Below are 23,783 nucleotides of genomic sequence, written 5' to 3'. Positions count from 1 at the left end.
TTATGGCGGTAGGAAAAGCGCGTCAAGGTCTGACAGCCGTTGCCAGATCACCGAAGGGGCCTTTCGATGTCAGCTATCACCGCCAGCCGCTGCGAGGGCACGCCTCAGCCGAGCGGCAAAATTGTTTCCCTTGCTCCGGCGGCATTTGGTCCCGGTCACCGCTGGAAGGTCCTGGGCATCGGCGTCGCTGCGAACGCCTGCTTTTCCGCGACCTTCTCGGGTGTCCCGAGCACGGCGGTTTTCCTGCGGTCGGGCTACCATCTTGGCAATGGCCAGCTCGGTCTGATTCTCGGTCTTCTGGGATTGGGTGTAGCGCTGAGCGAATTGCCCTGGGGACTCCTCACCGACCGCTGGGGGGACCGTGGCGTGCTGCTGACCGGACTTGGGGCGACCGCGGCATGGCGGCCTCATGACCATGCTCGTGGTGCCGTCATCGACACATATTCCCAGCCTAGCAGTCCTGGCCATCGCCTTTCTGGTCACCGGCCTGCTCGGAGGCAGTGTCAACGGCTCGAGCGGCCGTGCCATCATGGCCTGGTTTCACGAAGGCGAGCGTGGCTTTGCCATGAGCATCAGGCAGACGGCGGTACCGCTCGGCGGCGGACTTGGCGCACTCGTTCTCCCGTCGCTTGCTTCGGCCCATGGCTTTGCCGCCGTCTTTGGACTTCTGGCCGTGGCCTCGGCGGTTTCAGCCTTTTTTGCATGGCTCTGGCTGCATCAGCCGTCAGCGCAAGACGGTCCGGATTCTACCGGTGCCAACCCAGCCCCGTCAGCCAACCCCAGGCCGCTGCGCAATCTCGACATCTGGCGCATTGCTGCAGCCATCGGCTTGCTGTGCTTTCCGCAAGTCGCGGTGCTCACCTTTGCCTCGGTCTTCCTGCATGACTTTGGCGGGATGGGGACCGCGGTGATCAGCGCGAGCCTAGCCACCGTGCAGGTCGGCGCCATGATCATGCGCGTCTGGAGCGGACGCTTCACCGATCGTCATCGCAATCGCCGGTCCTTCCTGCGTCTCTGCAGCGCCTTGAGCGCCATGGCCTTCGCTCTTCTCGGCCTGCTCGTCATGACATCGCCCGCGATACCCGCGCCTGTGCTTGTGCCGTCGCTCGTCGGGATGTTGGTTTTGGCCGGCATCTGCGTTTCTTCCTGGCATGGTGTCGCCTATACCGAGCTTGCCACACTTGCCGGCGCCAGCCATGCGGGAACCGCTCTTGGTCTCGCTAACAGCTTCGTCTTCGTTGCATTCTTCCTGGTACCAACAGCCATTCCGGGCCTGCTGCTTCTCGTGTCATGGACGGGCGTATGGTTAGCGGCTGCCGCCTGCGCGCTTGTCGCCTGGCCGATCTTTCTTCAGCCGGCATCATTGTCTTCAGCCTGCCCGAGCCTGCAAAACCGCGGTGTTGCGGTCGAACGTGGAAAACCCGATCGAACCCGTTAACGTCCCATCAAGGTTAATGCACCATTGTTTCTCTCCAGTGGGGTTCAGTAGCGTTCCTGGAGAGTTCCGTGCATCGACGTGTTTTGAAGCGGCTTGTCGCCGCCGCCGGTGAGAGAAAACATTCCGTCATCGCTCCGTTCGTCATCGGTCTCGGTATCTGGATCGGCTTCCCGACCGTTGTCGCCTACCAGGACATGACGAGCCTCATTTCCGGCATGGAGGCGCCGAACACGCGCTGGAATTCCTACATCGAGAAATCGGTCGCGGGCTCGGTTCACGCGGCCGAGATGCCTTTTATCGATTCCGACACCACCGGCTCGATCTCCGGATCTGGTGTCAAGCTGGCTGGCATCGGCGCGGTGTCGTTTCGCGGCAAGGGCGGCAAGGTCAGTGGCTCACCCGACGAGGACCGCATTGCGCGCGCCGACAAGAAGGGTCGCATCATCCAGGTGTCTCCGGTGGCGCCGCCGAAGAATTTCAATGCCGGTTCGATCTTCCAGCGCACCTCGTCGCTGCTGCGTCCGAGCATGGACAGCAGCCTGAAGATGGCCTTTGCCAAACCTCAGATCAAAGGCAAGGAAGTCCAGATCGCCGCCGCGTTCCATGCGCGCGAGGACAAGAAGCCTGATCCCGGCGTGCCGGCCATGCTCGCCGCACTGGTCAACAATGACAATGCCGATGTGCTGGCGACCGCCTATGCGTCGTCCGCGCCCGACTACGCAAAGGCGTCGCCGTTCGAGGCGCTGCTGCAGGACGAGAAGCCGGATAATGGCCGCTTCATTCCGCCGATGGCGAAGGGCGACCATTCATGGATACAGAACCCACTTCCGGCGAGCGTCTTCACCAAGCCGGAGCAGGCATGCCTTGCCAACGGCATCTATTTCGAGGCCAGGAGCGAATCCGTGCGTGGCCAGGCCGCTGTCGCCCAGGTCATCCTCAACCGCGTCCGCAATCCAGCCTACCCGAACTCGATCTGCGGTGTCGTCTACCAGAACGACAGCTGGTTCAACCGTTGCCAGTTCTCGTTCGCCTGTGATGGGCGAAAGAAGCGTGTCGACAGCCCCGTCGCCTACAAGACCGCGCAGGACATCGCCATGGCTGTCACGGCCGGGAAGATATTTATCCCGGAAGTGGGATCGTCGACCCACTATTATGCGCAATATGTCCATCCGGGCTGGGCGCGCACGATGCAGAAAATGGCCAAGATCGGCCTGCATATCTTCTATCGCACCTATGGCGGCGGATGGAGTTGACGGCGCGATAGTCGCCGCCGGGTTTCCTGTGAGCAGGGTCGATCAAAGACCTGTCGCGAGGGGGATTCGGGCCGCTCCTGCCCACCGCTATGCCGGGCACGATGTCGCACCTTTCTAACTTATTGATTTCAAAGTATAAAATACATCACATTGAAGTTCGACCCGTGGCTTGACGGGCGCAAACCCTCTAACTATGTTGCCGGCGACTTTAGAAGCGGACGGACGGTGACGGTCTGACCGGGCAGGGGGGTTGCGATGGCCGACGAGAATGGGCCAGACGGAACCGGAAAAACCGGCCCCGGCAAACAGCATGAAGCCGACATCCGCGACGACGATCTTGAGCGCCGTCGGCGTGAACTTGAAGCATCTCTTGCGACAAGGCGGCCGGAACGGCTCGAGGGGAAAGACGACGCGAAAGCGGGCAGTGCGGCCGGATATGGCCAGGCGCTCAAACTATCCAGCGAGTTTATCGCCGGGGTGGTGGTGGGCGCCGGTCTCGGTTGGATCATCGATCGTCAGGCGGGGACATCGCCATGGGGTCTGATCGTGTTTCTGTTGCTGGGTTTTGGCGCCGGCGTGCTCAATGTCCTGCGTTCCGCAGGGGCTGTGGCAGAATTCGGACAGGGCGAGAAACGGCGCCGTGACCGGGACGATGGAAATAGCCGCTCTTCATGAGCGGTAATTGTAATGAGGCCGTACGCGGCATTGATGGGGTTTGAACGTGGCAGCTGACAAGGTCGATCCGATCCACCAGTTCCATATCATCAAGCTGATTCCGATCAATATCGGCGGCTATGACCTGTCCTTCACCAACTCGGCGCTGTTCATGGTCGCGACCGTGGTTGTGGCGGCGGCTTTCCTCTATCTCACCACGTCGAGCCGCAGCCTCGTTCCTGGCCGGCTTCAGTCTGTCTCCGAGATGGCCTACGAATTCGTCGGAAACATGTTGAGGGACGCTGCCGGAACGCAAGGCATGAAGTTTCCCGCTCGTGTTCTCGCTGTTCATGTTCGTGCTCGTCGCCAACCTGCTTGGCCTTGTCCCCTATTTCTTCACCATCACCAGCCATATCATCGTCACCTTCGGTCTCGCCATTCTGGTGATCGGAACCGTGATCGTTTACGGCTTCATGAAGCACGGTCTGGGCTTTCTCAAGCTGTTCGTGCCGCAGGGCGTGCCGATCTACCTGATGCCGCTTGTGGTGGCGATCGAGGTGATTTCCTTCGTTTCGCGCCCGGTCAGCCTCTCGGTTCGTCTGTTCGCCAACATGCTGGCTGGCCACATTACGCTGAAAGTGTTTTCGGGATTTGTCGTCAGCCTCAGCGCATTTGGCGCACTCGGCATCGCGGGCTCGATACTGCCGCTGGCCATGGCCGTGGCGCTGACGGCGCTGGAACTGCTCGTCGCCTTCCTGCAGGCCTATGTCTTTGCCGTCTTGACCTGCATGTATCTCAACGACGCTCTGCACCCCAGTCACTAAAAAGTTTCACCGGCGCATGACGCCAACTACAAACTGCAACGACAACGGAACGACAGGAGTTTAACATGGACGTATCTGCAGCAGCTGCGATTGGCGCCGGCATCGCTTGCGTGGGCATGGGTGGCGCGGGCATTGGCCTCGGCAACATCTTCGGCAGCTATCTCTCGGGCGCGCTGCGCAATCCGTCGGCTGCCGATGGCCAGTTCGGCCGCCTGATTTTCGGCTTCGCCGTGACCGAAGCTCTGGGCATCTTCTCGCTCCTCATCGCTCTCCTTCTGGTGTTCAAGTAAGAAACACCGGCTGACGAAGTAGGGCGCATGGTGCGGCCTTACCGTATGGACAGGGAAATAAGATGTTCGTGACATCTGCCTTTGCAGAAGAGACCGCGCCGGCCGCCGGCGCGGGAGGCGATACGCATTCGGGCACCGCGGTGCCCGCCGAGGCGCATGCCGCGTTCCCGCCGTTTGATCCGTCGACGTTTCCGTCGCAGCTTCTGTGGCTGGCGATTACCTTCGGGCTGTTCTACCTCTTCTTGAAGAAGGTGGCGATGCCACGCGTTGGTGGCATCATCGACGTCCGCAACGAGCGCATCACGCGGGACCTCGACCAGGCGGCCAAGCTGAAGGGCGAAGCCGACGCTGCTGTTGCTGCCTATGAGCAGGAATTGGCGGAAGCCAAGGCCAAGGCCAATACGATTGGCCAGCAGGCAAGCGATGTGGCCAAGGCGGAAGTCGAGGCGGCACGCAAGAAGGTCGAGGCCGCGCTCGACGAGAAGCTCGGTGCGGCCGAGGCGCGCATTGCTTCCATCAAGGCAAACGCCATGAAGGAAGTCGGCGGCATCGCCGAGGATACAGCTTCGGAAATCGTCGAGGCGCTTGTCGGTGGCAAGGCCAGCAAGGCCGAGGTCGCGGCCGCCGTCAAATCCGTGGCCCGGTGAGGAGCGCATCATGGACGCTACAGCTCTAGCAACGCTCTGGGCCACGATTGCCCTGATCATTTTCGTGGGCATTGTGATCTACATCAAGGTGCCCGGCATGATCGCCAAGGCTCTTGACGGTCGTGCGGCCAAGATCAGCAATGAACTTGAGGAAGCGCGCCGGCTGCGCGAGGAGGCCCAGCAACTGCTCGGCCAGTACCAGCGCAAGCGCAAGGAAGCCGAGCAGGAGGCCGCCGACATTGTCGCTGCCGCCAGGCGCGAGGCCGAAATGCTTGCCGCCGACGCGCACAAGAAGACCGAGGAATATGTCGCGCGGCGCACAGCACTTGCCGAGCAGAAGATCGGTCAGGCCGAGCGCGATGCGGTCGCCGAGGTGCGTGCCAGCGCCGTCGACATCGCAGTCGAGGCAGCGCGCGCGCTGCTTGCCGGCAAGGTCGACGCCAAGGCGGGCGCGGACCTGTTCAAGGCTTCGCTGCAGGACGTGAAGGCCAAGCTCAACTGAGCTGATAGCCGGAAACTTTAGAAAAGCCGCCTGGGAAACCTGGCGGCTTTTTTGTTTCTGGGCGACGGTGGAGATTGGCGAAAGCGGCTGAGTACATAATCTCCCCCTTAGGGGGAGATGGCCGGCAGGCCAGAAGGGGTCGCTGCGCATGTAACGCCGACCTCATCTTTTGTCGTCAAAGGGGGCGTCGAGCTGGTTGAGAGGACCCCCTCTGTCGCCTTCGGCGACATCTCCCCCTCGAGGGGGGAGATTACCCGCTCAGCCGCATCGCTGTTTCAATCGAGCCCGGCGAAACTCACTTCTTCCGCCACGTCGGTTCCGCCAAGCCTGAACGGTGCAAAGGACACGCGGTGCAGGCGAGCCACTGGTCCATGCGCCTCGATCGCCGTGCGATGGCGGACCGTGGCGTAGCCCATATGGACCTCGAACCCGTAGCGATCGTGATGATTGCCGCAGCCGCACATCATGCGGTCGCGCATGACCTTGGCGACGATCGAGGCGGCTGCGATCGACTGCGAGCGCTGGTCGCCCTTGATCAGCGCGCGCCCCGCGCAAGGCAGCCCCGGAGGTACGTCGCGTCCATCGGCGAGAGCTAGCTTCGGTTGCACCGGCAGGCCGACCAGTGCCCGGCGCATCGCCTCCAGGCTGGCCTTGAGGATATTGCTGCCATCGATGCCTTCGGCGCTGACGGAAGCCATCGACACGCCCAGCGCCGAGCCAAGAATGCGAAGGAACAACGCTTCACGCTGCAAATGGCTGAGGCGTTTGGAATCGTCGAGCCCTTCAGGGATGTTGGCGGGATCGAGCACCACCGCGGCGGCAACGACCGGTCCGGCGAGCGGACCTCGGCCGGCCTCATCCATCCCCGCCACCGGCCACAGGCCTTCGGCCATCGCCTTCGTCTCGAAGGAGAAGTCGGGTCTCTCGATGATTTCGAAGAGAGGCGGAGAATCGGAACGTGCGCGAGCCATGTTGCGGCGAGGTTCGCATCGGCTCCGATTCTCCGCAAGTCCCTCCGGGTCGGGTGGGGCGCCGGACCGGGAGGGCACCGTCTGCAGGCCGGGGCAGGCCGGACGGGATTCTTGGTGCCGCGACAGGTCAAACCACCGCAGCGAATTGCACTCTCAAAGCAGCATCAACTGCTGCTGATCCTTTCCGGCGGGGACAAACTGGTCCGTCCTGAGCGTGCGTCGTTCCGCATTGAGGCCGAGCCGCTTGGCGGTGATCTCGAAACGCCGCCCGATCTGCCAGGCATAGGGGCCAGCGCCTTTCATGCGTTTGCCCCATTCCGAATCGTAGTCCTTACCATCGCGCATCGATCGGATCAGCGACATGACGTGGCGATAGCGGTCCGGATAGTGGCGCAGCAGCCAGTCCTTGAAGATCGGGCTAACCTCCAGCGGCAGGCGCAACACGACATAGCCGGCCTCCAGTGCTCCCGCTGCCCGCGCCGAATCCAGGATACGCTCCATCTCCTGGTCGGTCAGGCCGGGGATGATGGGGGCGACCATCACCGAAGCCGGAATACCGGCATCCGAAAGTTGCCTGATCGCCTCAAGTCGCTTGGTCGGTGTCGAAGCGCGCGGCTCCATCGTGCGTGCCAGCATGCGGTCCAGCGTCGTCACCGACAGCGCAACCTTGGCAAGACCGCGCTCGGCCATGCGCGACAGGATGTCGATGTCGCGTGTCACCAAGGCGGATTTGGTGACAATGCCGACCGGATGACCGCGCGCCTCCAGCACTTCGAGGATCTCGCGCATGATCCGGTATTGCTTTTCGATCGGCTGGTACGGATCGGTGTTGGTTCCGATGGCGATGGTGCGCGGCTGGTAACCGTCCTTCGACAACTCCTTGTCGAGGAGCCGAGCGGCATCCGGTTTCGCGAACAGCTTGGATTCGAAGTCCAGACCCGGCGACAGGCCCATGAAACTGTGTGTCGGCCGGGCAAAGCAGTAGACGCAGCCATGCTCGCAACCACGATAGGGGTTGATCGAGCGGTCGAAGGAGATGTCCGGCGACTCGTTACGGGTGATGATGGTGCGCGGCTTCTCGACCTGCACTTCGGTCTTGAAGGGCGGCAGTTCCTCCAGCGAGTTCCAGCCGTCGTCGAAGACATGCCGGCTGACCGGTTCAAACCGGCCGGACGGATTGATGCCTGCCGACCGTCCACGGTTGCGGTCCGGGCGAACACGCACACCGCTCTGCTCGATCATCGCATTTGCCATCTCGGCTCTTCCAGCCCCGAAAGCTGCAATGTCCGCGCGCACGATCTGTTCCATCTTCGCCCTCTCCCAGGGACTGTCAGCAATCTGTCGAATCGCTCTGTTCATGAAACTATTCCTATTTCCCAAATGAGAACAAATCAAGAACTTTGTATGGTGCGTCGCAAAAACTGGCGTAACGCCCGGCTTTCCGCTATTCGGCTAAGCATGCTCAGCGTTCTCATTGAAACCCTGAATGACGAGGAGGGCCTCGCCCTTACGCTAGCGTCGCTGGTCGGCGGAGCGGTCGAGGGCGTGGTGCGCGAAGTCATCGTTTGCGACACCGGTTCGACCGATCAGACGCACAGGGTTGCCGAGCATGCCGGCTGCCAGTATGTGACCGGTAGCACGGCGTCGGGCATCGGACAGGCCAAGGGCGACTGGCTGCTGTTGCTGGAGCCTGGCGCACGGCTGGTGGACGGCTGGACCGACGAGGTTGTCGCCCACACCGCCAGGCAAACCATGGCCGCGCGGTTTTCGCCGGCGCGCGGCAGCCGAACATTCCTGTCACGGGTCTTCTCGGGAAACCGCGCCCTCGCCGTGGGAATGTTGATCAACAGGCGCCAGGCCAGTGCGCTTTCAAAGAGCGCCGGCAGCGGGGAAGCGATTGCGCGAGGCTTGGCGACGAGGAAGCTCGATGCCGAGATATGGGTGGCCCCGCCAAAGTCAAGGAAATCGCCTTGACTGGGCGGCCGGCTACACCGCCCAACCTCGGCCGTCTTGATCAGCGGATGAGTTTTGCACCGCACATTGCTATTTGTGCGTTGCACAAAATCTGACGTGGGGTTACCCTGCGCTTAGGCGGGTTAATCAGGTTTGGGTCATGCCGGAGCGGTGAGCAGCCGATGCTTAGTCGGTGCTGCCCTCATACCCGAGGATCCCGATGAGCCTTTCAACCCCCGACAAATCCGGCACGGCAAGCCTCGAGGCCGTGGCCAGGAATGGCAGCCTGTTTCAGCGCATTGCCGCGCGCATACCGACCTATCTGTCGGACTTGCGTGAAAATCCGGCATGGCTGCCGATGTTCGTGCTTGCGCGCACGATGCCTGGGCGTCGGCTGCATTGGCTCGGCGCAAAACCCGCTCTGCCGGCACGGAACGCTCATGAGACAATGTTCGCGGGCGTCGACCGCGAGACCGCCGTTGATGCGCTGAAATCCGATGGATTGTTTTCCGGACTTGTCCTGCCGTCATCGATCCACGAGGAGATCGCCCGATTCGCGGGGCGCACGCCGTGCTTCGGCAATTTCGATCGCCGACTCGAATTCATGCCTGGCGAACATGCCGATGCCGAAAAGCGTTTCGGCCGTCCGCTGCTCAGCGGGCACTATTTCGAGCGCATCCTCGACTGCGAGGCCGCACTTGCCATCCAGCGCGATCCGATGCTTCTCGACATCGCCGCGCATTATCTGGGCGGCCAGGCCAAACTCATCACGACCCGCGTCTGGTGGAGCTTTCCGACCGGCGCGGCCTCCGAGGCCGACAAGAACCTGGCGTCACTGGGCAAATATCATTTCGACCTTGACGACTGGCGCATGCTGAAATTCTTCTTCTACCTCGTGCCCGTTGACGCCGAAACCGGCCCGCACGTCTATGTCCGGGGCAGCCACAACCGCCGCGTCCTCAAGCACCAGATGACGCTTCTCGTCGGCCATCCGGCAGAAGAGGTTCTGGATGTTTATGGCCAGCAAAGTCCGATCACCCTGACCGGACAGGCTGGCCTCGGTTTTGTCGAAGATCCATTCGGGTTCCACATGGGGACGGTGCCGACGCGCACGCCGAGGCTGATGATGGAAGTCGGCTTCGGCGTGTCGCCGCGTTCGCGCCGGCGGTTCCACGGCGAGCCGGTCATCCGCTGAATAGGGGAGGGCGAAGCCTTGCTTATGCGGTCTTGGTGCCGCGCTGCAGGTGCTCATCCAGGCGCGGCATGATCTCGACGAAGTTGCAGGGCATGTGCCGGTAGTCGAGCTGCGGCTTCAATATACCGTCCCAGGCATCCTTGCAGGCGCCGGGCGAGCCCGGCAGCACGAAGACGAAGGTGGCGTTGACGACGCCGCCGGTGGCTCGGCTCTGGATCGTCGAGGTGCCGATCTTGTCATAGGAAATGCGGTGGAACACCTCGGAAAAGCCGTCCATGCGCTTTTCGAAGATTGGCTCCAGCGCCTCCGGCGTCACGTCACGGCCGGTGAAACCGGTGCCGCCGGTGGTGATGACGACATCGATCGCTGGGTCTTTCGACCAGCCCAGAACCTTGTCGCGGATCTTGTCCCGGTCGTCCGTGACGATGTCGCGCGCGGCCAGTATATGGCCGGCCTCCACGATACGGTCGGCGAGCGTCTGGCCGGATTTGTCGTCGGCGAGGCCGCGTGTGTCCGAAACGGTCAGCACGGCGATGCGGACTGGAATGAAGGGGCGGCCCTCGTCAGTCCTGGCCATGGGGATCTGCCTCCGATGTGAGGCTTCGCGTTGCCGCGACGAACCAGTCGGGTTGGCGGCCGCGGATCTCGGCCGCCGCCCGCTTCGCCACATTGCCGGTTTCAAACAGCCCGAAGCATGTCGCGCCGGAACCGGACATCCGCGCAAACCCCGCTCCAGCCCTGTTCAACTGGGACAGCGCCCTGCCGATGGCGGGCTGCATGGCGAGTGCCGCGGGCTCAAGATCGTTGCGCGTGATCTCCAGCCAGTTGCGTACGCCATGGAAGTCGAGAACGCGCGGAAGCGGCGGCAGCCCTTCATTGTCGCGACGGGCGAGTGCCTGGAACACTTCGGCCGTGGAAACGGCGGTGCCCGGATTGACCAGCACCAGTCCAAGCGACGAAAAATCGGGCACCATCGACAATTCCTCGCCGATGCCGCGCGCGATCAGCGGCTTTGCGGCGAGGCACATCGGCACATCGGCGCCAAGCGCAAGGCCGATCCGCGCCAGAACGGCATTGTCGATGTCAAGATTCCATATCTGGATGAGACCACGCAACACTGCCGCAGCGTCGCTCGACCCGCCGCCAATGCCGGCCGCGACCGGCAGGTTCTTTTCCAGCCTGATGGCGACAGATGGCGTATCCTGGAGGCCAGCCTCCTTTCGCAGCGCGTCGCGCGCCTGCAGCACCAGATTGCTGCCGTCGAGAGGCACCGCGGACGCATATCGGCCAGACACGGAAAACGTGTCGCTGTCGGCCAGCTCCGTTTCGATCCTGTCGCCGAACCTGGTGAAGACGGCCAGGCTCTCGATCCGATGATAACCATCGTCACGCCTGCCGGTGACATGGAGCGCCAGATTGACCTTGGCATGCGCGGCCCACGTCCGAGCGCCGGAATTCACTGTCTCAGCTGCGAGCGGGATGATGTTCAGTCCTTGGCCAGCCGGTATTCACCGGTCTTCGGATCCTTGACCAGCGTTCCCATCGTGCCGTTGGCGGCCTGCTTCTCGGCACGCCGCACCTTTGCCGTCACGCGATCGGCTTCCTTGACGAAGGATCGGTAGCCGAAATAGGCGGCCACGCCGACGACTGCGAAGAAAATGATCTGTGGCATGTCAAAAACTCCTCCCTCGCAAGGCCGGCAAAGGCGGCCGGTCGGGTGGGTCAAGCCTCTATGCTAGACGTTTTTGTGGCTTTTTCAAAGCCCGAAGCGAGCCCACAATGCGCGCTCTTCCGCCGCATCGACCACGCCGCTGGCGGCAGCGGCGGCGATGTCGGGTGCCGAAAAGCCCTTGCTTGAGCCGAACAGGCCGAACCGGCTGAGGAAACCGCGCGGCGCCGTGACCAACCTGAGTTGGGTTTTTGGCCCGAAGCGGGTCTTCAAGACGGTGCGCATGTCGCCCAGCGCATCGACAAGGCCGAGCTCCAACCCCTTCTTGCCGGTCCAGAACAGGCCGGTGAACAGCTCCGGATCATCCCTGAGTTTCTTGCCGCGCCTGTCCTTGACGAGTTCGATGAAGGTATCGTGCACCTCGAGTTGCAGCGCCTTCAACCGCTCGACGTCTTCCTTCTTCTCCGGCTTGAACGGGTCGAGAACCGCCTTGTTCTGGCCCGCGGTATGGACGCGGCGCTCTACGCCGATCTTCTTCATCAGTTCGGGAAAGCCAAAAGAGGCCGACACGACGCCGATCGATCCGACGATCGAGGACGGATCGGCAAAGATCTCGTCGCCGGCAACCGCGATCATGTAGCCGCCCGATGCCGCCACATCCTCGACGAAGACCAGGACCTTCTTGTTCTTCTCTGTCGCCAGGTCGCGGATGCGCTTGAAGATCAGCCGTGACTGAACCGGCGAGCCGCCAGGCGAATTGATCGAGATGGCGACCGCCGGCGCTTCGAAGGAAAATGCCTTTTCGATGAGCCCGGCCGTGGAGGCGAGCGACAGGTTCTGCCGGAACTGGCCCCCCGACATGATGGTGCCATGCAAACGGATGACCGGAACGGTGACGACGGTGGAGCGCCAGGATTTCGGCAGCAGGCGGTTGAAAAGGCGTTTCACGAGGTTGCAGTCTCCGGTCAATCGATTGAAGGCATGTAGGAATTCCCCGGCTAACGGCAATGCCCCAAGGATTTGCAGCGGTTTTGGGGCAACGACATGCGCAAAACCAGGAATCAGTCACCGAACAGCGATGCAAGCCCATTGTTGATCATCTCCGTCCGCTCTGCGGGGCCGTTGCCCGATGCTGCATGAAGCATTAGCGGCGGACGGATCGACAGTTTGCCGCGCGCACCGAGCGTCGCCCTGACGACAATGCGGATCGCAGCGGCCTCCGGGCGCGGGTGGACGGCCAGCATCTCGGTGTCGCCGAAGCGGCCGGCCATCGCAACGAGGATGGCGCCAAGCTGCTCTGGCCGGGCAATGACCGATAGCCCACCGCGCGGCTTCACCACGGCCGCGGCGCTTCGAATCCAGCTGTCGAACAGGCCGTCCTCCATCACATGCGCCTCTCTTCTCAGCGCGTCGGGTGTAGCGCGGTCCTCGGCCGCGTTGAATGGCGGGTTCATGATGACAAAGTCGAACGCGTTGTCTCTCAAGCCGGCGGCAATGCGTGCCCGGCCTGACAGTGCGACATCGGCCGTCAGCACCGATGCCCGGTCACTCAGATGCGCGTTGCCGGGGTGGGCAAGCGTCGTCGCGGCGAATCCAGCCATTTCCGCGGACCGTTCGACGAGCACCGCCTCGGCGGCCGGACAACGTGACAGCACCGCCAGTGCGGCCGCGCCAGCTCCAGAGCCAAAATCGGCGAGGTGCCCGGTGAAGGCCGACGGCACGGAAGCAGCCAGCATCATGGCGTCCATCCCCGCGCGATGCCCCCCTTGCTTCGGCTGTACCAGCCAGAAGCGCCCGCGATGGAACGCGTCGACCGTATGGGCCGGCATGTCCAGGGCGAGGGCGGCTGGTGAAACGGACATTATTTCTGGCGAATCTCGTTGGCGATGCCGGCATCCGTGAGGATGCGTCGCGCCGCGTCGGCCTGGTCGGCGTCGACCATGACGCGTCGCGGCAGGATGCCGATTGATCCGTCGAGCACGCTCATGTTCTGGTCGGCGACGAAACAACCGATGCCGGCATCGCGCATCAGCGATTCGACAAAGGAAATGATGACGGCGTCGTTGGTGCGGATGAGTTCTATCATCCAATGAAACTCGCAGCTTGGCCGTCCGATGTAAACGGGCAGGCGGATTCGGGCATCTTCGCGCGGTATTTCCTTATTGCCTGGCGAAATGACGCTTCAACCGCGCGACATCATCCGCCGACCAGCCTTGAACGTCCGTTACCGCGATCCAGGCGTCGATATAATGCTCCGGCGCATAGACGTGGCCATGCCCCATCGGCATCGTCGCGGCGCCGGCCATGTCGACGGCGAGTTGCAGGAACGTCACGATTGGATACCACCGCAATTCGGGAGAAACGTCGGGACCGCGTGGCCGGTTCATCCAGGCCGGCGCCCGGTAGAAGGATCGCGGTTCGAAGAACGTCACCGCGTCGCTGGCATATTGGAGATAGACGGCGCGCATCGGTCCCCAATGCGCGCCGGGAATGTCGAGCGCGTTCGTCTGGTTGGTGAACCGTACATAGGAGCCGTCGCGAAAGCGTGGCAGCCATGCGGGCGAACCCGGATTGCGGTTGCTGGTGATCGAGCGCCAGATGCGGCTCGAATAGGGTGGACCGCTCCACAATGCCCCTTGGTAGGGATCGCCGAGTACCTCGAACAGTTCGTTGGATTGTTCGGAATTCATGGCGCCGAGGCTGAGGCCGTGCAGATAGAGCTTTGGACGATGATCCTTGGGCAGTTTGGTCCAGTAGCCATAGACCTCCTTGAAAAGAGCTCGCGCGGCTTCGCCGCCATAACCGGGCTCGACCATCAGCGACAGCCAGCTTGGCAAATAGGAATACTGGATGGCGACGCTGGCGACGTCGCCGCCATGCAGATATTCGAGCGTGTTCATGGCCGCCGGATCGACCCAGCCCGTCCCGGTTGGCGTGATGATGACGAGAACGGAGCGGTCGAATGCGCCGACCCGTTTCAACTCCTCCAGCGCCAGGCTGGCTCTCGCTTCTGGCGTGTCGGCGGAGCGCAAACCGGCATAGACGCGGATCGGCTCAAGCGCGTCGCGCCCCAGGAAGGACCGCAGTTCCTGTTTCGTCGGCCCGGTCGAGACAAATTCCCGTCCGGTTCGTCCAAGGTGTTCCCAGTCAACCAGCGAGGCAGCGCTGCCGGTTTTCTGGGGATCGGCCGGCTGCTTGATGCCGTCTTCCAGAAGCGCGTCGAGCTGCTTGTAGGAACTGTCGGCAACATGCAGGGCATAGCGCAGGAGGACGCCATTGATGACGCTGCCGAACAGCACGACCGCGACCGAAATCCCGATGACGAGGGCGATGCGCCGTGGAATGAAGGGGCGCAGCCTGTCGGCGATGAACTGGAAGGTGAGCAGGAACAGTCTTGCCAGCATCAGGAGTACGACGAAGGCAAGCAGTGCGATCAGGCCGACCTGGAACGGCCGCGCGCTGTCGACCGGCGGCAAATCCATCAGGCTTCGTATCGAATTCTGCCAGTCCGAAGCACGCCAGAGAAAGATCAGTGCAATCCCCGCGCAAAGAGCGGCGGCCAGCAGCTTGATGAAGCGTGCCCTGTGTGCCCCGGGCTTGGGAAGCTCCAGATACGTCCACAGCCACAGGCTGAAAACACCGACGCCATAGCCGGCGGCAAGGCAGAAGCCGGAAAGAACGCCTTGCACGAGGAAGCTGCGCGGATTGAGCGATGGCGTCAGCGACGCCGCGAAGAAGACGGTGCCGACAAGCAGACCCACTGTCGAGAACGAGTGCCACAGCCTGATGATGCAACCCTTTGTCATGCGTCGACCGTAGCGCACCTTTGGTGTCGGTCAACAAGCTGTTACAACCACCGCGCCAATTCGCCACTTGCCGTGTCGGTGGTTGCCGCCCTAGTGTCCAATCGGGACTAAGGGTGCCGTCGCACGCGTTTATCTAGGACGGGAGTATCTGTGGTGGGTGTCGTTCTCAACATCGAAAACGGGAAGCGGGAACCCGCCTCCATCAAGGATCTGATCGACCTGACCGCCGCCGACATGGGGCGCGTCAACGAGTTGATCCTGTCCAAGGCCGGCTCCGACGTCGAGATGATCCCGGAGGTCGCCAATCATCTGATCTCGTCGGGCGGCAAGCGGCTGCGGCCGATGCTGACGCTCGCCGCCGCCCAGATGTTCGGCTATGCCGGCGAGGGGCACGTCAAGCTCGCCACGTCGGTCGAGTTCATGCACACCGCGACGCTTCTCCACGACGATGTCGTCGACGAAAGCGGCATGCGGCGCGGCAAGAAGACCGCCCGCATGATCTGGGGCAACCAGGCGAGCGTGCTGGTCGGCGACTTCCTGCTTGGACAGGCCTTCCGCATGATGGTCGATGTCGGCTCGCTCGAAGCGCTCGACATTCTCTCCAGTGCTGCCTCGATCATCGCCGAGGGCGAGGTGATGCAGCTTGCCGCCGCCAAGAACCTCGAAACCACCGAGGATGAACATTTCGCGGTCATCAAGGCCAAGACGGCGGCGCTGTTTTCTGCCGCCGCCGAAGTTGGTCCGGTCATCGCCCAGGCTACCCGCAACGATCGGGCGGCACTGCGCTCCTATGGCATGAACCTTGGCCTTGCCTTCCAGCTGATCGACGATGCGCTGGACTATGGCGGCACCAGCAAGGATCTGGGCAAGAATGTCGGCGACGATTTCCGCGAGGGCAAGGTGACCCTGCCGGTGATCCTGGCCTACCGGCGCGGCACCAAGGCCGAGCGCACCTTCTGGAAACGCGCCATCGAGGAGAATGTCACCGATGACGCCGGATTGGAAAGGGCGATCGGACTGATGACCCGCCATGGCGCCATCGCCGACACGATCGGGCGCGCCCGCCATTTCGGCGAGATCGCCCGTGACGCGCTGGCGCCGCTGGAAGCGACGCCGCAGAAATCGGCGCTGATCGACGTCATCGATTTCTGTATCAGCCGGGTGAACTGAACGGCGTCGATCCGCGGCTGTACCGTAGCCGCGTCAAAAGTCTCAGCAGGCAATTGCTTTGATCGAGAGGCAGCGAATTCCGGTGCGGCTGTCTCGACAAGCTGCCGTGCCGCAAATTATCTATAAAAAATGGCAAAGAGCACAGACGAGACCATCGCCGTCCGGATCAGCAAGGTGCTGGCGGACCGGATCATATCGGGCGCCATCGAGCCGGGTGCCCGTTTGCGGCAGGATCACATCGCCGAAGAGTTCGACACCAGCCATGTTCCGGTACGCGAGGCTTTCCGGCGCCTCGAGGCGCAAGGGTTGGCGGTCAGTGAACCACGCCGTGGGGTGCGTGTCGCGGCCTTCAACCTTGGCGAGGTCAAGGAAGTCGCGGAAATGCGGGCGGCACTCGAAGTGCTGGCGCTGCGTCATGCCGCGCCGCATCTGACGGCAGCCATTCTCGATTTGGCGGAGGAAGCGACCAAGGCCGGCGACAAATCCCGCGATGTTCGGTCGTGGGAAGAGGCCAACCGCGCCTTTCATCGGCTGATCCTTACCCCTTGCGGCATGCCAAGGCTCCTCGCCACCATCGATGATTTGCACGCCGTAAGCGCACGCTTCCTGTTCGCTGCATGGCGCTCCGAGTGGGAAATTCGTACCGATCAGGACCATCGGGCAATCCTTGGCGCGCTCAGGCAGGGCAACACCGAATCGGCGGCCGCGACGCTTGGCCGACATGTGCAATGGATCGGCCGCAAGCCGGTCAAGACAGCCTCAGGGACGACGCGCGAGGCTTTTGCCATCGTCGGCTAGGTCTATCGGTGCCGGGGGGTCCGAAGCTGGACTCGCCGGCGCCCGAACCGCACACTATCCCTGGATTTCGTATGTCTTTGAGCCCTTTCCGCCCGGAAGGGGTTGCTATCCGTCTGGATTTGTGGATTCGATAATAGATCAAAACAAGAAATTATCTATAATTTTTCACCCAGAAGGAAACCATCATGACCGACATCGCACTCGCGCCCCGCGGCCCGTCTTTCAGTCCGCTCCGGCTTCAGGATCGCTCCCTTGGCTGGCAGGCCGGCGCCGTTGTCATCGGCACGCTGTTCCTGGCGCTGTCGTCCTACATCGAAGTGCCGATGGTGCCGGTTCCCGTGACCATGCAGACCTTCGCCGTGACGCTCATTGGCGCGCTCTATGGCTGGCGGCTTGGCGCCGTCGCCATCACGGCGTGGCTTGTCGAAGGCGCCCTGGGCTTTCCGGTGCTGGCGGGTGGCACGGGCGGCGCACATTACTTCCTCGGCGCGACGGGCGGCTACCTGTTCGCTTTCCCGATCGTCGGAGCGCTTGTCGGCTGGCTGGCCGAACGCGGCTGGAACGGCAACAAGGTCGTGCTTGCCTTCGTCGCCATGCTGCTCGGCAATCTTGCCTGTCTTGCGTTGGGTACTGCGTGGCTCGCCGCGATGATCGGCGCGGAAAAGGCCGTCACGTTCGGCTTCTTGCCGTTCATCGTCGGCGGTCTGCTCAAGTCGGCGCTAGCGGCGGCAACGCTCAAGCTGTTTTCCGGCAACAAGGCGAAGCCGGCCAATCCCTGATCGTAAGATGACCATCAGGCTACGCTCCCACCATCTGCTTTGCCTGCTGACTTACGTCGGCAAGGGCTACAGCCCCGCCTTCACCGCCAACTACGACGTGATCGTGGGGCGCCTCAGCCGGGGCGAGGACATCCTTATCGTTTCCGGTCCTGACGATATCTGCGCTCCGTTGCTAGGCGAGCCGGAGCCGCATTGTTGGGGCGAGAGTGTCGTCGAGCGGGATCGTCTCGCGGCTCGAGATGTCGGGGATTTGCTGGATCGGCCCATCAAGCCGGGCATCCGCATTGATCTCGACGCGCAGACATTGGCACGGATGCGGGAGGCCTTTTCCGCCGGCCTCACGCGCAATGCCTGCCAGGGCTGCGAATGGGCTAGGCTTTGCAGTGCGGTTGCAGCCAGCTTGTATCAGGATACGCGCGTGTAGCAGCCTGCCTGCCTCGTGGAGTCGATGGGGGTGCCGAACAGTCGGTAAATTCCAGCAGTACGGCAAAAAGTCGATACTTTCGCGCACCGCTTCCGACACTCGACGTGATCATGTTCCACAGTGTGGGGTGGCTTTTTGCCTGTCTGCAGGCATTTGCCGATATTCGGGGGCGTGCGCTTCCGTCCAGTCTCCCAGGGTAACGAACACGGCAACGCCCCCTTCATCGCTGTGTTTCGTTTGCGGGAGGTGACAGATGCGGAACGGTGCGCGATCGGAAGAACGAGGCGACGCTTCGTGCCGCCACAAGCATCGCCTTGCTGATCTTGAATGTCGGCGTCGTCTGTTTCCGGATGAAGCGGCCAGGCCATGCCGCCACATGGATGCAGGGCAATGATCGCCGATCTCTTCTTGTCGCAGGCGATGGCATCTGGTTTCGTGTTCGGCCTCGGGCTTATCTTTTCACTTGGGCCCCAGAACCTCATGCTTATCCAGGCGGGCTTGACGCGCAGTCACCCGCTTGCGGTCGCGTCCACCGGTTACGCTTCTGAATTCGCGCTGGTAGCCATGGGTGTCGGCGGCTTTGGAACGCTGCTGACGCGGTATCCGACATGCTCCGGCATTCTGCAGGTGGGCTGCGCCGGATTTCTCGCATGGTGGGGAGCGCGGATCCTGCAAAGGACCAGCCGGACACCCGGGACGAGGATGACCCCAGAACATTGCAAGTCCCGGTTCCAGGCGATCGGTTCGATGCTCATCGTCACCTGGCTCAACCCGCTGGTCTGGCTTGAGGCGATGTTTCTCGTCGGCGTTCTCGCATCCAGCTACGGCAGTGAGGAACAGGCGGGGTTCGCCGGTGGGTTTCTTGCGGCTTCCGCGATCAAGTTCTATGGCTGGAGCTTGGCCGGGGTGAGCCTGTCGCGCTGCTTTGACTGCCCGATCTACCTCAAATGGATGGACGCGATCACGGGCTCCGTGCTGATTTTCGCAGCCCTTCTTCTGGCCGTGAACGCCATGGCTTGAAGGTCCTTGTCTCTATGCATGTCGTTCTCCAAAGCCGGGGCCGCTTTGGGGCGACACGCTTCAGCCATTGTGAAGTTGCGTTGAGCGCAGCAAGGCGAGGAGCTGACTTTGCCGGTGTGTCCCGGTCTTCTGAAAAATGCGTTCGAGATAGGTGCGCGCGCTCTTCACGCTGATGCTGCTTTCGCCAGCCGCGTCAGCCACCGAGCAGCCGATCATCAGCATGCCAGCCAGCCCGGCCTCGGCGGGCGTGAGGTCGAACAGGCTGCTCAAAACCTCGTGGGAAGGGGCCGGCGCCTCGTCGCTTACCATCGTCACCACCAGCACCACGGCGCCACTGGCGAGGATGTCCCGGGCGGCGCCCTTGACCGGCAGCACATGAACCACGGCAGGTGGGCGACGCTCTGTGCCTGGGATCGGAATCGAGCCGATGCTGTCCCGGCAGTCACTTGCGGCAACTTCGATCGCTTCGTTCAAAAGCGTGTCCGCTGCCTTGTCGGCAATGGCGATGCCACCGAAAGCGGTCGGAAAGATCAGCGGATGGAGGTCTTCCATAAGGCCGTTGACGGCAAGCACTTGCCCGGAGCCGCCAAGCACGGCCGCCGGCAGGCGGATTGCCTCCAGGGTCTCGACCGCCGCCTGTGCGCGCTCGAGGCAAAGTCGCGCGGCGACCATTCCGGCGCGCGCCAGATGTGGACGCAGGCGGTCGAGCTCCGCGACCGATTTCGGTTCGTGCCGCCCATCGCGGAGCCAGCGCTCGAGCGTGAACGCGACTGTTTCACCGCTCGGCAGCGGGATTCTTGCCGAAAGCTGTTCGCCAAGCCCGTGTTCGGCAAGGCGTATGCGTGACCTGTCGCGCTCGTGCTGCTCTGGCGTCGTATAGTCGTCGAGATAGAAGAAGCGCGACAGCGCGCCGGGCTTGACCCAGGTAAGCGTGCGCACGCAAACACTGTGCTTCCAGTCGTCGGTGGTCATTATCTGCGACAGCAAGTCCTGTGTCAGCTTGGTGGTGCGATAGCGTGGCGGTCGCGCCACGCCATCGAAGACCAGAAGCGCGCCGGCGGCCGACCCCGATTGCATGCTCATGTCGTGCAGCACGCCGGGCCACAATTCTGGTACGAAGGTCGCCTCGTAGATTTTGTCCACAAGCTGTTCGGTCATGTCCGGACGATCCCTCTCCAATGGCATGTCGGCGAGCGATTCGGACTGCAGCCGAAGCCTGCACCATGATCGCCTTTTCGCATGTCGCTAGTCCCTCCCAGTCTGTTCGCGTGGAGGGCTCCTGCCTCCGCGGCCGGCAGAAACGTCGAGGCTGGCCTCCGGCATCAATGTGTCGGCGTCGGAGACATAGCCATGCAAAAGCCCGCGCCGCGTCCGCGCCGTCTGGTTGATGCGTCCATGATCAAGTAGCACGTCAAAGCTCTCTTGGGACCAATGTCTGATATGATAGGGCAATGTTATGAGTTTTCAAAACCGGTTTCATAGCTCAACGCAGGAGGATATCTTGCCGGCCAGGCAGACCGACGCCTGATCATCTTCTTGGAAATCTTCTTCGGTTCCATGCCCGTAGCACGGATACGCGAGGCATCTACTGCCGAGTGGGGACTTTGACGGTGCCGGAACTCAATACGTCACGTGTGCTTCGAAACCGAAATTCGTCCAAACCATCGCTCCGCTCGACGTTTTCCCACTCGCCAGGCTTTATTAATGGCATGGCCCGATTGTATGAGTTGGCATGACCCGATTGTGAATTCGGGCCGGATTGAAGCGTGACCCCAAAAAGGCCATGCTTTGCCCGGAAAGATCGAGTCTACGGCGGTCCCGCTGTTGCGGAGATGGCGCCCGGCTGAAAGGGATACGATGCGGCAAGGACGTGCGCGCTGGCTGACAGGGCTGGCAATTGTGACGGGCATGGCGATTTCGGGTCTGCCGGCCTATGCCAAGCAAACCACCGAACCGGTCAAGATCACATCCTTCTCGGGAGCCTATCTCGCGGCCCGGATCGCCGAGGGCGACAACGATCTCGATAACGCCATTGCCTATTACAAGCAGGCGCTGGCTTTCAGTCCGAGCGATACCGGCCTGCAGCAGAGTCTGATGCTGTCGCTGATCGCCCAGGGCCGCTTCGACGAATCCCTCGTCTATGCCGACAAGCTCAAGGAAGTTCCGGATGTCGAGCGGTTCTCGCGCCTCGCGCTGGCAGTCGACTCCTTCCACAAGAAGGACTTTTCCAAAGCCGAATACTGGCTGAAGCTGTCGCTTGAATCCGATCTTGACCGGCTCATTGCCGGTGTGATGACAGGCTGGGCCAAGCAAGGCGCCGGCGACACCACCGAAGCCATGGCTTCGATCGACAAGCTCCAGGGCCCGGACTGGTTCGGTCTCTTCAAATCCTTTCATCGCGCGCTGATCGCCGATGCGTCGGGCCTGCCCGACAGGGCCGAAGCGCTCTACACCGCGACAATGCAGGATACCGCGGCCGGCAGCGCGGCTCCCGAAACATGGATGCGCAACGCGCAGGCCTATGCCTCCTTCTTTGCCCGGAAGGGCGACAAGGCCAAGGCGCTTGCGGTGCTTGACCAGGCCGAGGCGTTCTCGCCCGGCAAGCTTGAGATCACTGCCCTTCGCGACAGGATCACCAAGGGTGAGAAGATCCCACCCTTTGTTGGCGGCCCGTCGGACGGTGCGTCGGAAATCCTGCTGGATCTCGCCACCGCGCTCAATCGCGGCGGCGGCGAGCCTTTCGTGCGCCTCTATCTGCAATACGCCTTGGCGCTCAGGCCTGACAACGACGCGGCACTTGTCCAACTGGCTGCGGTCTCCGAGCAACTGAAGGACGGCGAGGGCGCCATTGCCCTTTATCGTCGGATCCCGGACTCTTCGCCGCTGAAGGAAATCTCCGATCTGCAGCTCGGGCTCAACCTGGCCGATCTTGGTCGCAATGACGAGGCGATCACCCATCTGAAGGGTTTCGTCGACGCCCATCCCGATGACATGCGCGCCTATCTCGCGCTCGGCGGTGTCTATTCCTCGAAGGAAGACTTCCGCTCAGCGGCTGAACTCTACGACAAGGCTGTTGCCGGAATAAAGACGCCGGTCGCCGCCAACTGGACCATCTTCTACCAGCGTGGCATAGCCTATGAGCGGCTGAAGGAATGGCCGAAGGCGGAACCGAGTTTCCGCAAGGCGCTGGAACTGTTTCCCGACCAGCCGCAGGTCCTGAACTATCTCGGCTATTCCTGGGTCGACATGAACATCAATCTCAAGGAAGGCCTTGCGATGATCCAGAAGGCCGTCGACCTGCGGCCGAGCGACGGTTACATCGTCGATTCGCTGGGTTGGGCCTACTTCCGCATGGGCAGGTTTGACGATGCCGTGCGCGAGATGGAACGCGCGGTGTCGCTGAAGCCCGAAGACCCGGTCCTGAACGACCATCTGGGCGACGCTTATTGGCGCGTCGGACGCAAGCTCGAAGCCACTTACCAGTGGAACCAGGCTCGCGATCTGAAGCCCGACCCCGACGTGCTTGCCGCCCTGCAGCAGAAGCTGTTGAAGGGCCTGCCTCCGATCGAATCCAACACGGCGCAGGAAACACCCAAGGTGAAGCCCGACCCGACGCCCACGCCGAAGGGATAGATCGGCCATCTTGATTTCCAAACGGGGCTCCTTTTGGGGCCCCGTTTTCGTTTCAGAACAGCTTTCGGTAGACGACAAACCCGGACCGCTCGCCGATCTTGTCGTAGAGCTTCATCGCCGTGTGGTTGGTTTCATGCGTAAGCCAGTACACCCGGCCGGAACCGGCGGCTTCGGCGCGGTCATAGACGCCGTTGATGAGCGCCCCGCCGATGCCTTCGCCGCGCGACGCCTCGCTGGTGAACAGATCCTGCAGATAACAGTTTGGCGCGATCGCCGTGGTGCTGCGGTGGAAGAGGTAGTGCACGAGGCCGAGAAGTCGCCCTTCGCTCTCGGCGACCAGCGCATGAACCGGCTCATAGGCATCAAAGAAGCGCGACCACGTCATCCGCGTGATCTCGTCGGGCAGGGCGGTCTCGCCGGATCGCCCGTAAAATGCATTATAGCCGTCCCAAAGCGGAAGCCATTGGTCGAAATCCCTTCGCGTGACAGGGCGGATGGTGATCGGGTTGGGCATGGCTGACCTGCTGTTGATGTGAGGATGGCTGATCGAGCAGACCGTGGCCTCCCGTGATCGGCAATGGGCCAGCCCCCGGCAAAGCGTTCGACATTTCTTTGCTTTCCAGCCGTCGTGGCCGGCAAGGCTTGCCTTGACGCCTGTGGGGCGGACATCTAGAGCGTGGTCCGAGAAGGTGCGGACGTTCCAGTGGCGCAAAGGCTACTCAGAAACGCTCGCATCCCAGCGCTCCGCGAGGCCGCA

The 23,783-nt window shown here is 62.3% G+C and carries 25 protein-coding genes and 1 pseudogene; 15 read left to right on the top strand and 11 right to left on the bottom strand.

The window, feature by feature from the left end:
- Positions 1-409: 409 nt before the first annotated feature.
- The 7 genes and pseudogenes from LGH82_RS11320 (at position 410) to LGH82_RS11290 (ending at position 5,608) form a co-directional block, all read left to right on the top strand.
- The gene (locus tag LGH82_RS11320) at positions 410-1,438 is read left to right on the top strand and encodes an MFS transporter (protein WP_227348566.1); all 1,029 of its coding nucleotides are present in this window, start codon (positions 410-412) and stop codon (positions 1,436-1,438) included.
- A gap of 68 nt (positions 1,439-1,506) precedes the next feature.
- The gene (locus LGH82_RS11315; RefSeq protein WP_227348565.1) at positions 1,507-2,691 is read left to right on the top strand and encodes a cell wall hydrolase; all 1,185 of its coding nucleotides are present in this window, start codon (positions 1,507-1,509) and stop codon (positions 2,689-2,691) included.
- A 255-nt stretch (positions 2,692-2,946) separates the two neighbouring features.
- Positions 2,947-3,366, top strand: coding sequence for an AtpZ/AtpI family protein (locus LGH82_RS11310; RefSeq protein ID WP_227348564.1), 420 nt, complete (start codon positions 2,947-2,949; stop codon positions 3,364-3,366).
- A gap of 46 nt (positions 3,367-3,412) precedes the next feature.
- Positions 3,413-4,169 (top strand): annotated as a pseudogene (locus LGH82_RS11305) (F0F1 ATP synthase subunit A).
- A 65-nt stretch (positions 4,170-4,234) separates the two neighbouring features.
- Complete coding sequence (locus LGH82_RS11300; RefSeq protein WP_227348563.1) at positions 4,235-4,459, top strand: F0F1 ATP synthase subunit C; 225 nt, start codon at positions 4,235-4,237, stop codon at positions 4,457-4,459.
- 62 nt (positions 4,460-4,521) lie between these two features.
- Positions 4,522-5,106, top strand: coding sequence for a F0F1 ATP synthase subunit B (locus LGH82_RS11295; RefSeq protein WP_227348562.1), 585 nt, complete (start codon positions 4,522-4,524; stop codon positions 5,104-5,106).
- Positions 5,107-5,116: 10 nt separating this feature from the next.
- Entirely contained in the window at positions 5,117-5,608 is a 492-nt protein-coding gene (locus LGH82_RS11290; RefSeq protein WP_227348561.1) for a F0F1 ATP synthase subunit B, read from the top strand.
- A gap of 275 nt (positions 5,609-5,883) precedes the next feature.
- On the opposite strand, the gene LGH82_RS11285 is transcribed toward LGH82_RS11290, so the two are convergent.
- Together LGH82_RS11285 and LGH82_RS11280 are read right to left on the bottom strand one after the other, a co-directional pair.
- Positions 5,884-6,579: a ribonuclease HII gene (locus tag LGH82_RS11285; RefSeq protein ID WP_227348560.1), complete on the bottom strand. Its 696-nt coding sequence runs from the start codon at positions 6,577-6,579 to the stop codon at positions 5,884-5,886.
- A gap of 153 nt (positions 6,580-6,732) precedes the next feature.
- Positions 6,733-7,887 carry a PA0069 family radical SAM protein gene (locus LGH82_RS11280; protein ID WP_227349553.1) on the bottom strand — a complete coding sequence of 385 codons (1,155 nt, stop codon included), beginning with the start codon at positions 7,885-7,887 and terminating at the stop codon, positions 6,733-6,735.
- Between the two features lie 150 nt (positions 7,888-8,037).
- Here LGH82_RS11280 and LGH82_RS11275 point away from each other — a divergent pair, with 150 nt between their 5' ends.
- Entirely contained in the window at positions 8,038-8,553 is a 516-nt protein-coding gene (locus tag LGH82_RS11275; protein WP_227348559.1) for a glycosyltransferase, read from the top strand.
- A 199-nt stretch (positions 8,554-8,752) separates the two neighbouring features.
- Positions 8,753-9,727, top strand: a complete 975-nt coding sequence (locus LGH82_RS11270) for a hypothetical protein (RefSeq protein ID WP_227348558.1) — start codon at positions 8,753-8,755, stop codon at positions 9,725-9,727.
- A gap of 22 nt (positions 9,728-9,749) precedes the next feature.
- On the opposite strand, the gene moaB is transcribed toward LGH82_RS11270, so the two are convergent.
- The 7 genes from moaB to LGH82_RS11235 form a co-directional block, all read right to left on the bottom strand.
- Positions 9,750-10,304, bottom strand: coding sequence for a molybdenum cofactor biosynthesis protein B (gene moaB, locus LGH82_RS11265; protein WP_227348557.1), 555 nt, complete (start codon positions 10,302-10,304; stop codon positions 9,750-9,752).
- A complete protein-coding gene (locus LGH82_RS11260; RefSeq protein WP_227348556.1) occupies positions 10,291-11,187 on the bottom strand; it encodes a 4-(cytidine 5'-diphospho)-2-C-methyl-D-erythritol kinase in 897 nt (298 codons plus the stop codon). The genes moaB and LGH82_RS11260 overlap by 14 nt, the downstream gene beginning before the upstream one ends.
- A 26-nt stretch (positions 11,188-11,213) precedes the next feature.
- Entirely contained in the window at positions 11,214-11,399 is a 186-nt protein-coding gene (locus tag LGH82_RS11255) for a hypothetical protein (protein ID WP_227348555.1), read from the bottom strand.
- 84 nt (positions 11,400-11,483) lie between these two features.
- Positions 11,484-12,344 (bottom strand): S49 family peptidase, encoded by an 861-nt coding sequence (locus LGH82_RS11250; protein ID WP_227348554.1) that lies wholly within the window; start codon positions 12,342-12,344, stop codon positions 11,484-11,486.
- Between the two features lie 113 nt (positions 12,345-12,457).
- Complete coding sequence (locus LGH82_RS11245) at positions 12,458-13,258, bottom strand: tRNA1(Val) (adenine(37)-N6)-methyltransferase (protein ID WP_227348553.1); 801 nt, start codon at positions 13,256-13,258, stop codon at positions 12,458-12,460.
- Complete coding sequence (locus LGH82_RS11240) at positions 13,258-13,482, bottom strand: DUF2007 domain-containing protein (protein WP_227348552.1); 225 nt, start codon at positions 13,480-13,482, stop codon at positions 13,258-13,260. Before LGH82_RS11240 ends, LGH82_RS11245 begins: the two co-directional genes overlap by 1 nt.
- 73 nt (positions 13,483-13,555) lie before the next feature.
- The gene (locus LGH82_RS11235; RefSeq protein ID WP_227348551.1) at positions 13,556-15,202 is read right to left on the bottom strand and encodes an alpha/beta hydrolase; all 1,647 of its coding nucleotides are present in this window, start codon (positions 15,200-15,202) and stop codon (positions 13,556-13,558) included.
- A gap of 153 nt (positions 15,203-15,355) precedes the next feature.
- Here LGH82_RS11235 and LGH82_RS11230 point away from each other — a divergent pair, with 153 nt between their 5' ends.
- The 5 genes from LGH82_RS11230 to LGH82_RS11210 all read left to right on the top strand — a co-directional run bounded on the left by LGH82_RS11230 (position 15,356) and on the right by LGH82_RS11210 (position 19,393).
- Positions 15,356-16,372 carry a polyprenyl synthetase family protein gene (locus LGH82_RS11230; RefSeq protein WP_227348550.1) on the top strand — a complete coding sequence of 339 codons (1,017 nt, stop codon included), beginning with the start codon at positions 15,356-15,358 and terminating at the stop codon, positions 16,370-16,372.
- 129 nt (positions 16,373-16,501) lie between these two features.
- On the top strand, positions 16,502-17,170 hold the full coding sequence (locus LGH82_RS11225) for a GntR family transcriptional regulator (protein ID WP_227348549.1): 669 nt from the start codon (positions 16,502-16,504) through the stop codon (positions 17,168-17,170).
- A gap of 185 nt (positions 17,171-17,355) precedes the next feature.
- Positions 17,356-17,949, top strand: a complete 594-nt coding sequence (locus LGH82_RS11220) for a biotin transporter BioY (RefSeq protein ID WP_227348548.1) — start codon at positions 17,356-17,358, stop codon at positions 17,947-17,949.
- Positions 17,950-17,956: 7 nt separating this feature from the next.
- Positions 17,957-18,373: a DUF1284 domain-containing protein gene (locus LGH82_RS11215; RefSeq protein ID WP_227348547.1), complete on the top strand. Its 417-nt coding sequence runs from the start codon at positions 17,957-17,959 to the stop codon at positions 18,371-18,373.
- Between the two features lie 390 nt (positions 18,374-18,763).
- Positions 18,764-19,393: a LysE/ArgO family amino acid transporter gene (locus tag LGH82_RS11210; protein WP_227348546.1), complete on the top strand. Its 630-nt coding sequence runs from the start codon at positions 18,764-18,766 to the stop codon at positions 19,391-19,393.
- Positions 19,394-19,453: 60 nt separating this feature from the next.
- Here LGH82_RS11210 and LGH82_RS11205 read toward each other — a convergent pair whose 3' ends face one another.
- Positions 19,454-20,551 (bottom strand): helix-turn-helix transcriptional regulator, encoded by a 1,098-nt coding sequence (locus tag LGH82_RS11205; protein ID WP_227348545.1) that lies wholly within the window; start codon positions 20,549-20,551, stop codon positions 19,454-19,456.
- Between the two features lie 699 nt (positions 20,552-21,250).
- Here LGH82_RS11205 and LGH82_RS11200 point away from each other — a divergent pair.
- Positions 21,251-23,026, top strand: a complete 1,776-nt coding sequence (locus LGH82_RS11200; protein ID WP_227348544.1) for a tetratricopeptide repeat protein — start codon at positions 21,251-21,253, stop codon at positions 23,024-23,026.
- Positions 23,027-23,078: 52 nt separating this feature from the next.
- On the opposite strand, the gene LGH82_RS11195 is transcribed toward LGH82_RS11200, so the two are convergent.
- Entirely contained in the window at positions 23,079-23,540 is a 462-nt protein-coding gene (locus LGH82_RS11195; protein ID WP_227348543.1) for a GNAT family N-acetyltransferase, read from the bottom strand.
- Positions 23,541-23,783 lie beyond the last annotated feature (243 nt).

This window comes from Mesorhizobium sp. PAMC28654, from assembly GCF_020616515.1.
Taxonomy (GTDB): Bacteria; Pseudomonadota; Alphaproteobacteria; order Rhizobiales; family Rhizobiaceae; genus Mesorhizobium.
This window is presented reverse-complemented; position numbering and strand designations above follow the sequence as displayed.

Coding starts and splice junctions, on each gene's coding strand:
- LGH82_RS11225 (WP_227348549.1), top strand. CDS start 16,502: ATGGCAAAGAGCACAGACGAGACCATCGCCGTCCGGATCAGCAAGGTG.
- LGH82_RS11200 (WP_227348544.1), top strand. CDS start 21,251: ATGCGGCAAGGACGTGCGCGCTGGCTGACAGGGCTGGCAATTGTGACG.
- LGH82_RS11205 (WP_227348545.1), bottom strand. CDS start 20,551: ATGACCGAACAGCTTGTGGACAAAATCTACGAGGCGACCTTCGTACCA.
- LGH82_RS11215 (WP_227348547.1), top strand. CDS start 17,957: ATGACCATCAGGCTACGCTCCCACCATCTGCTTTGCCTGCTGACTTAC.
- LGH82_RS11290 (WP_227348561.1), top strand. CDS start 5,117: ATGGACGCTACAGCTCTAGCAACGCTCTGGGCCACGATTGCCCTGATC.
- LGH82_RS11255 (WP_227348555.1), bottom strand. CDS start 11,399: ATGCCACAGATCATTTTCTTCGCAGTCGTCGGCGTGGCCGCCTATTTC.
- LGH82_RS11320 (WP_227348566.1), top strand. CDS start 410: ATGACCATGCTCGTGGTGCCGTCATCGACACATATTCCCAGCCTAGCA.
- LGH82_RS11300 (WP_227348563.1), top strand. CDS start 4,235: ATGGACGTATCTGCAGCAGCTGCGATTGGCGCCGGCATCGCTTGCGTG.
- LGH82_RS11295 (WP_227348562.1), top strand. CDS start 4,522: ATGTTCGTGACATCTGCCTTTGCAGAAGAGACCGCGCCGGCCGCCGGC.
- LGH82_RS11310 (WP_227348564.1), top strand. CDS start 2,947: ATGGCCGACGAGAATGGGCCAGACGGAACCGGAAAAACCGGCCCCGGC.
- LGH82_RS11245 (WP_227348553.1), bottom strand. CDS start 13,258: ATGTCCGTTTCACCAGCCGCCCTCGCCCTGGACATGCCGGCCCATACG.
- LGH82_RS11285 (WP_227348560.1), bottom strand. CDS start 6,579: ATGGCTCGCGCACGTTCCGATTCTCCGCCTCTCTTCGAAATCATCGAG.
- LGH82_RS11220 (WP_227348548.1), top strand. CDS start 17,356: ATGACCGACATCGCACTCGCGCCCCGCGGCCCGTCTTTCAGTCCGCTC.
- LGH82_RS11270 (WP_227348558.1), top strand. CDS start 8,753: ATGAGCCTTTCAACCCCCGACAAATCCGGCACGGCAAGCCTCGAGGCC.
- moaB (WP_227348557.1), bottom strand. CDS start 10,304: ATGGCCAGGACTGACGAGGGCCGCCCCTTCATTCCAGTCCGCATCGCC.
- LGH82_RS11240 (WP_227348552.1), bottom strand. CDS start 13,482: ATGATAGAACTCATCCGCACCAACGACGCCGTCATCATTTCCTTTGTC.
- LGH82_RS11280 (WP_227349553.1), bottom strand. CDS start 7,887: ATGGAACAGATCGTGCGCGCGGACATTGCAGCTTTCGGGGCTGGAAGA.
- LGH82_RS11275 (WP_227348559.1), top strand. CDS start 8,038: ATGCTCAGCGTTCTCATTGAAACCCTGAATGACGAGGAGGGCCTCGCC.
- LGH82_RS11195 (WP_227348543.1), bottom strand. CDS start 23,540: ATGCCCAACCCGATCACCATCCGCCCTGTCACGCGAAGGGATTTCGAC.
- LGH82_RS11235 (WP_227348551.1), bottom strand. CDS start 15,202: ATGACAAAGGGTTGCATCATCAGGCTGTGGCACTCGTTCTCGACAGTG.
- LGH82_RS11210 (WP_227348546.1), top strand. CDS start 18,764: ATGATCGCCGATCTCTTCTTGTCGCAGGCGATGGCATCTGGTTTCGTG.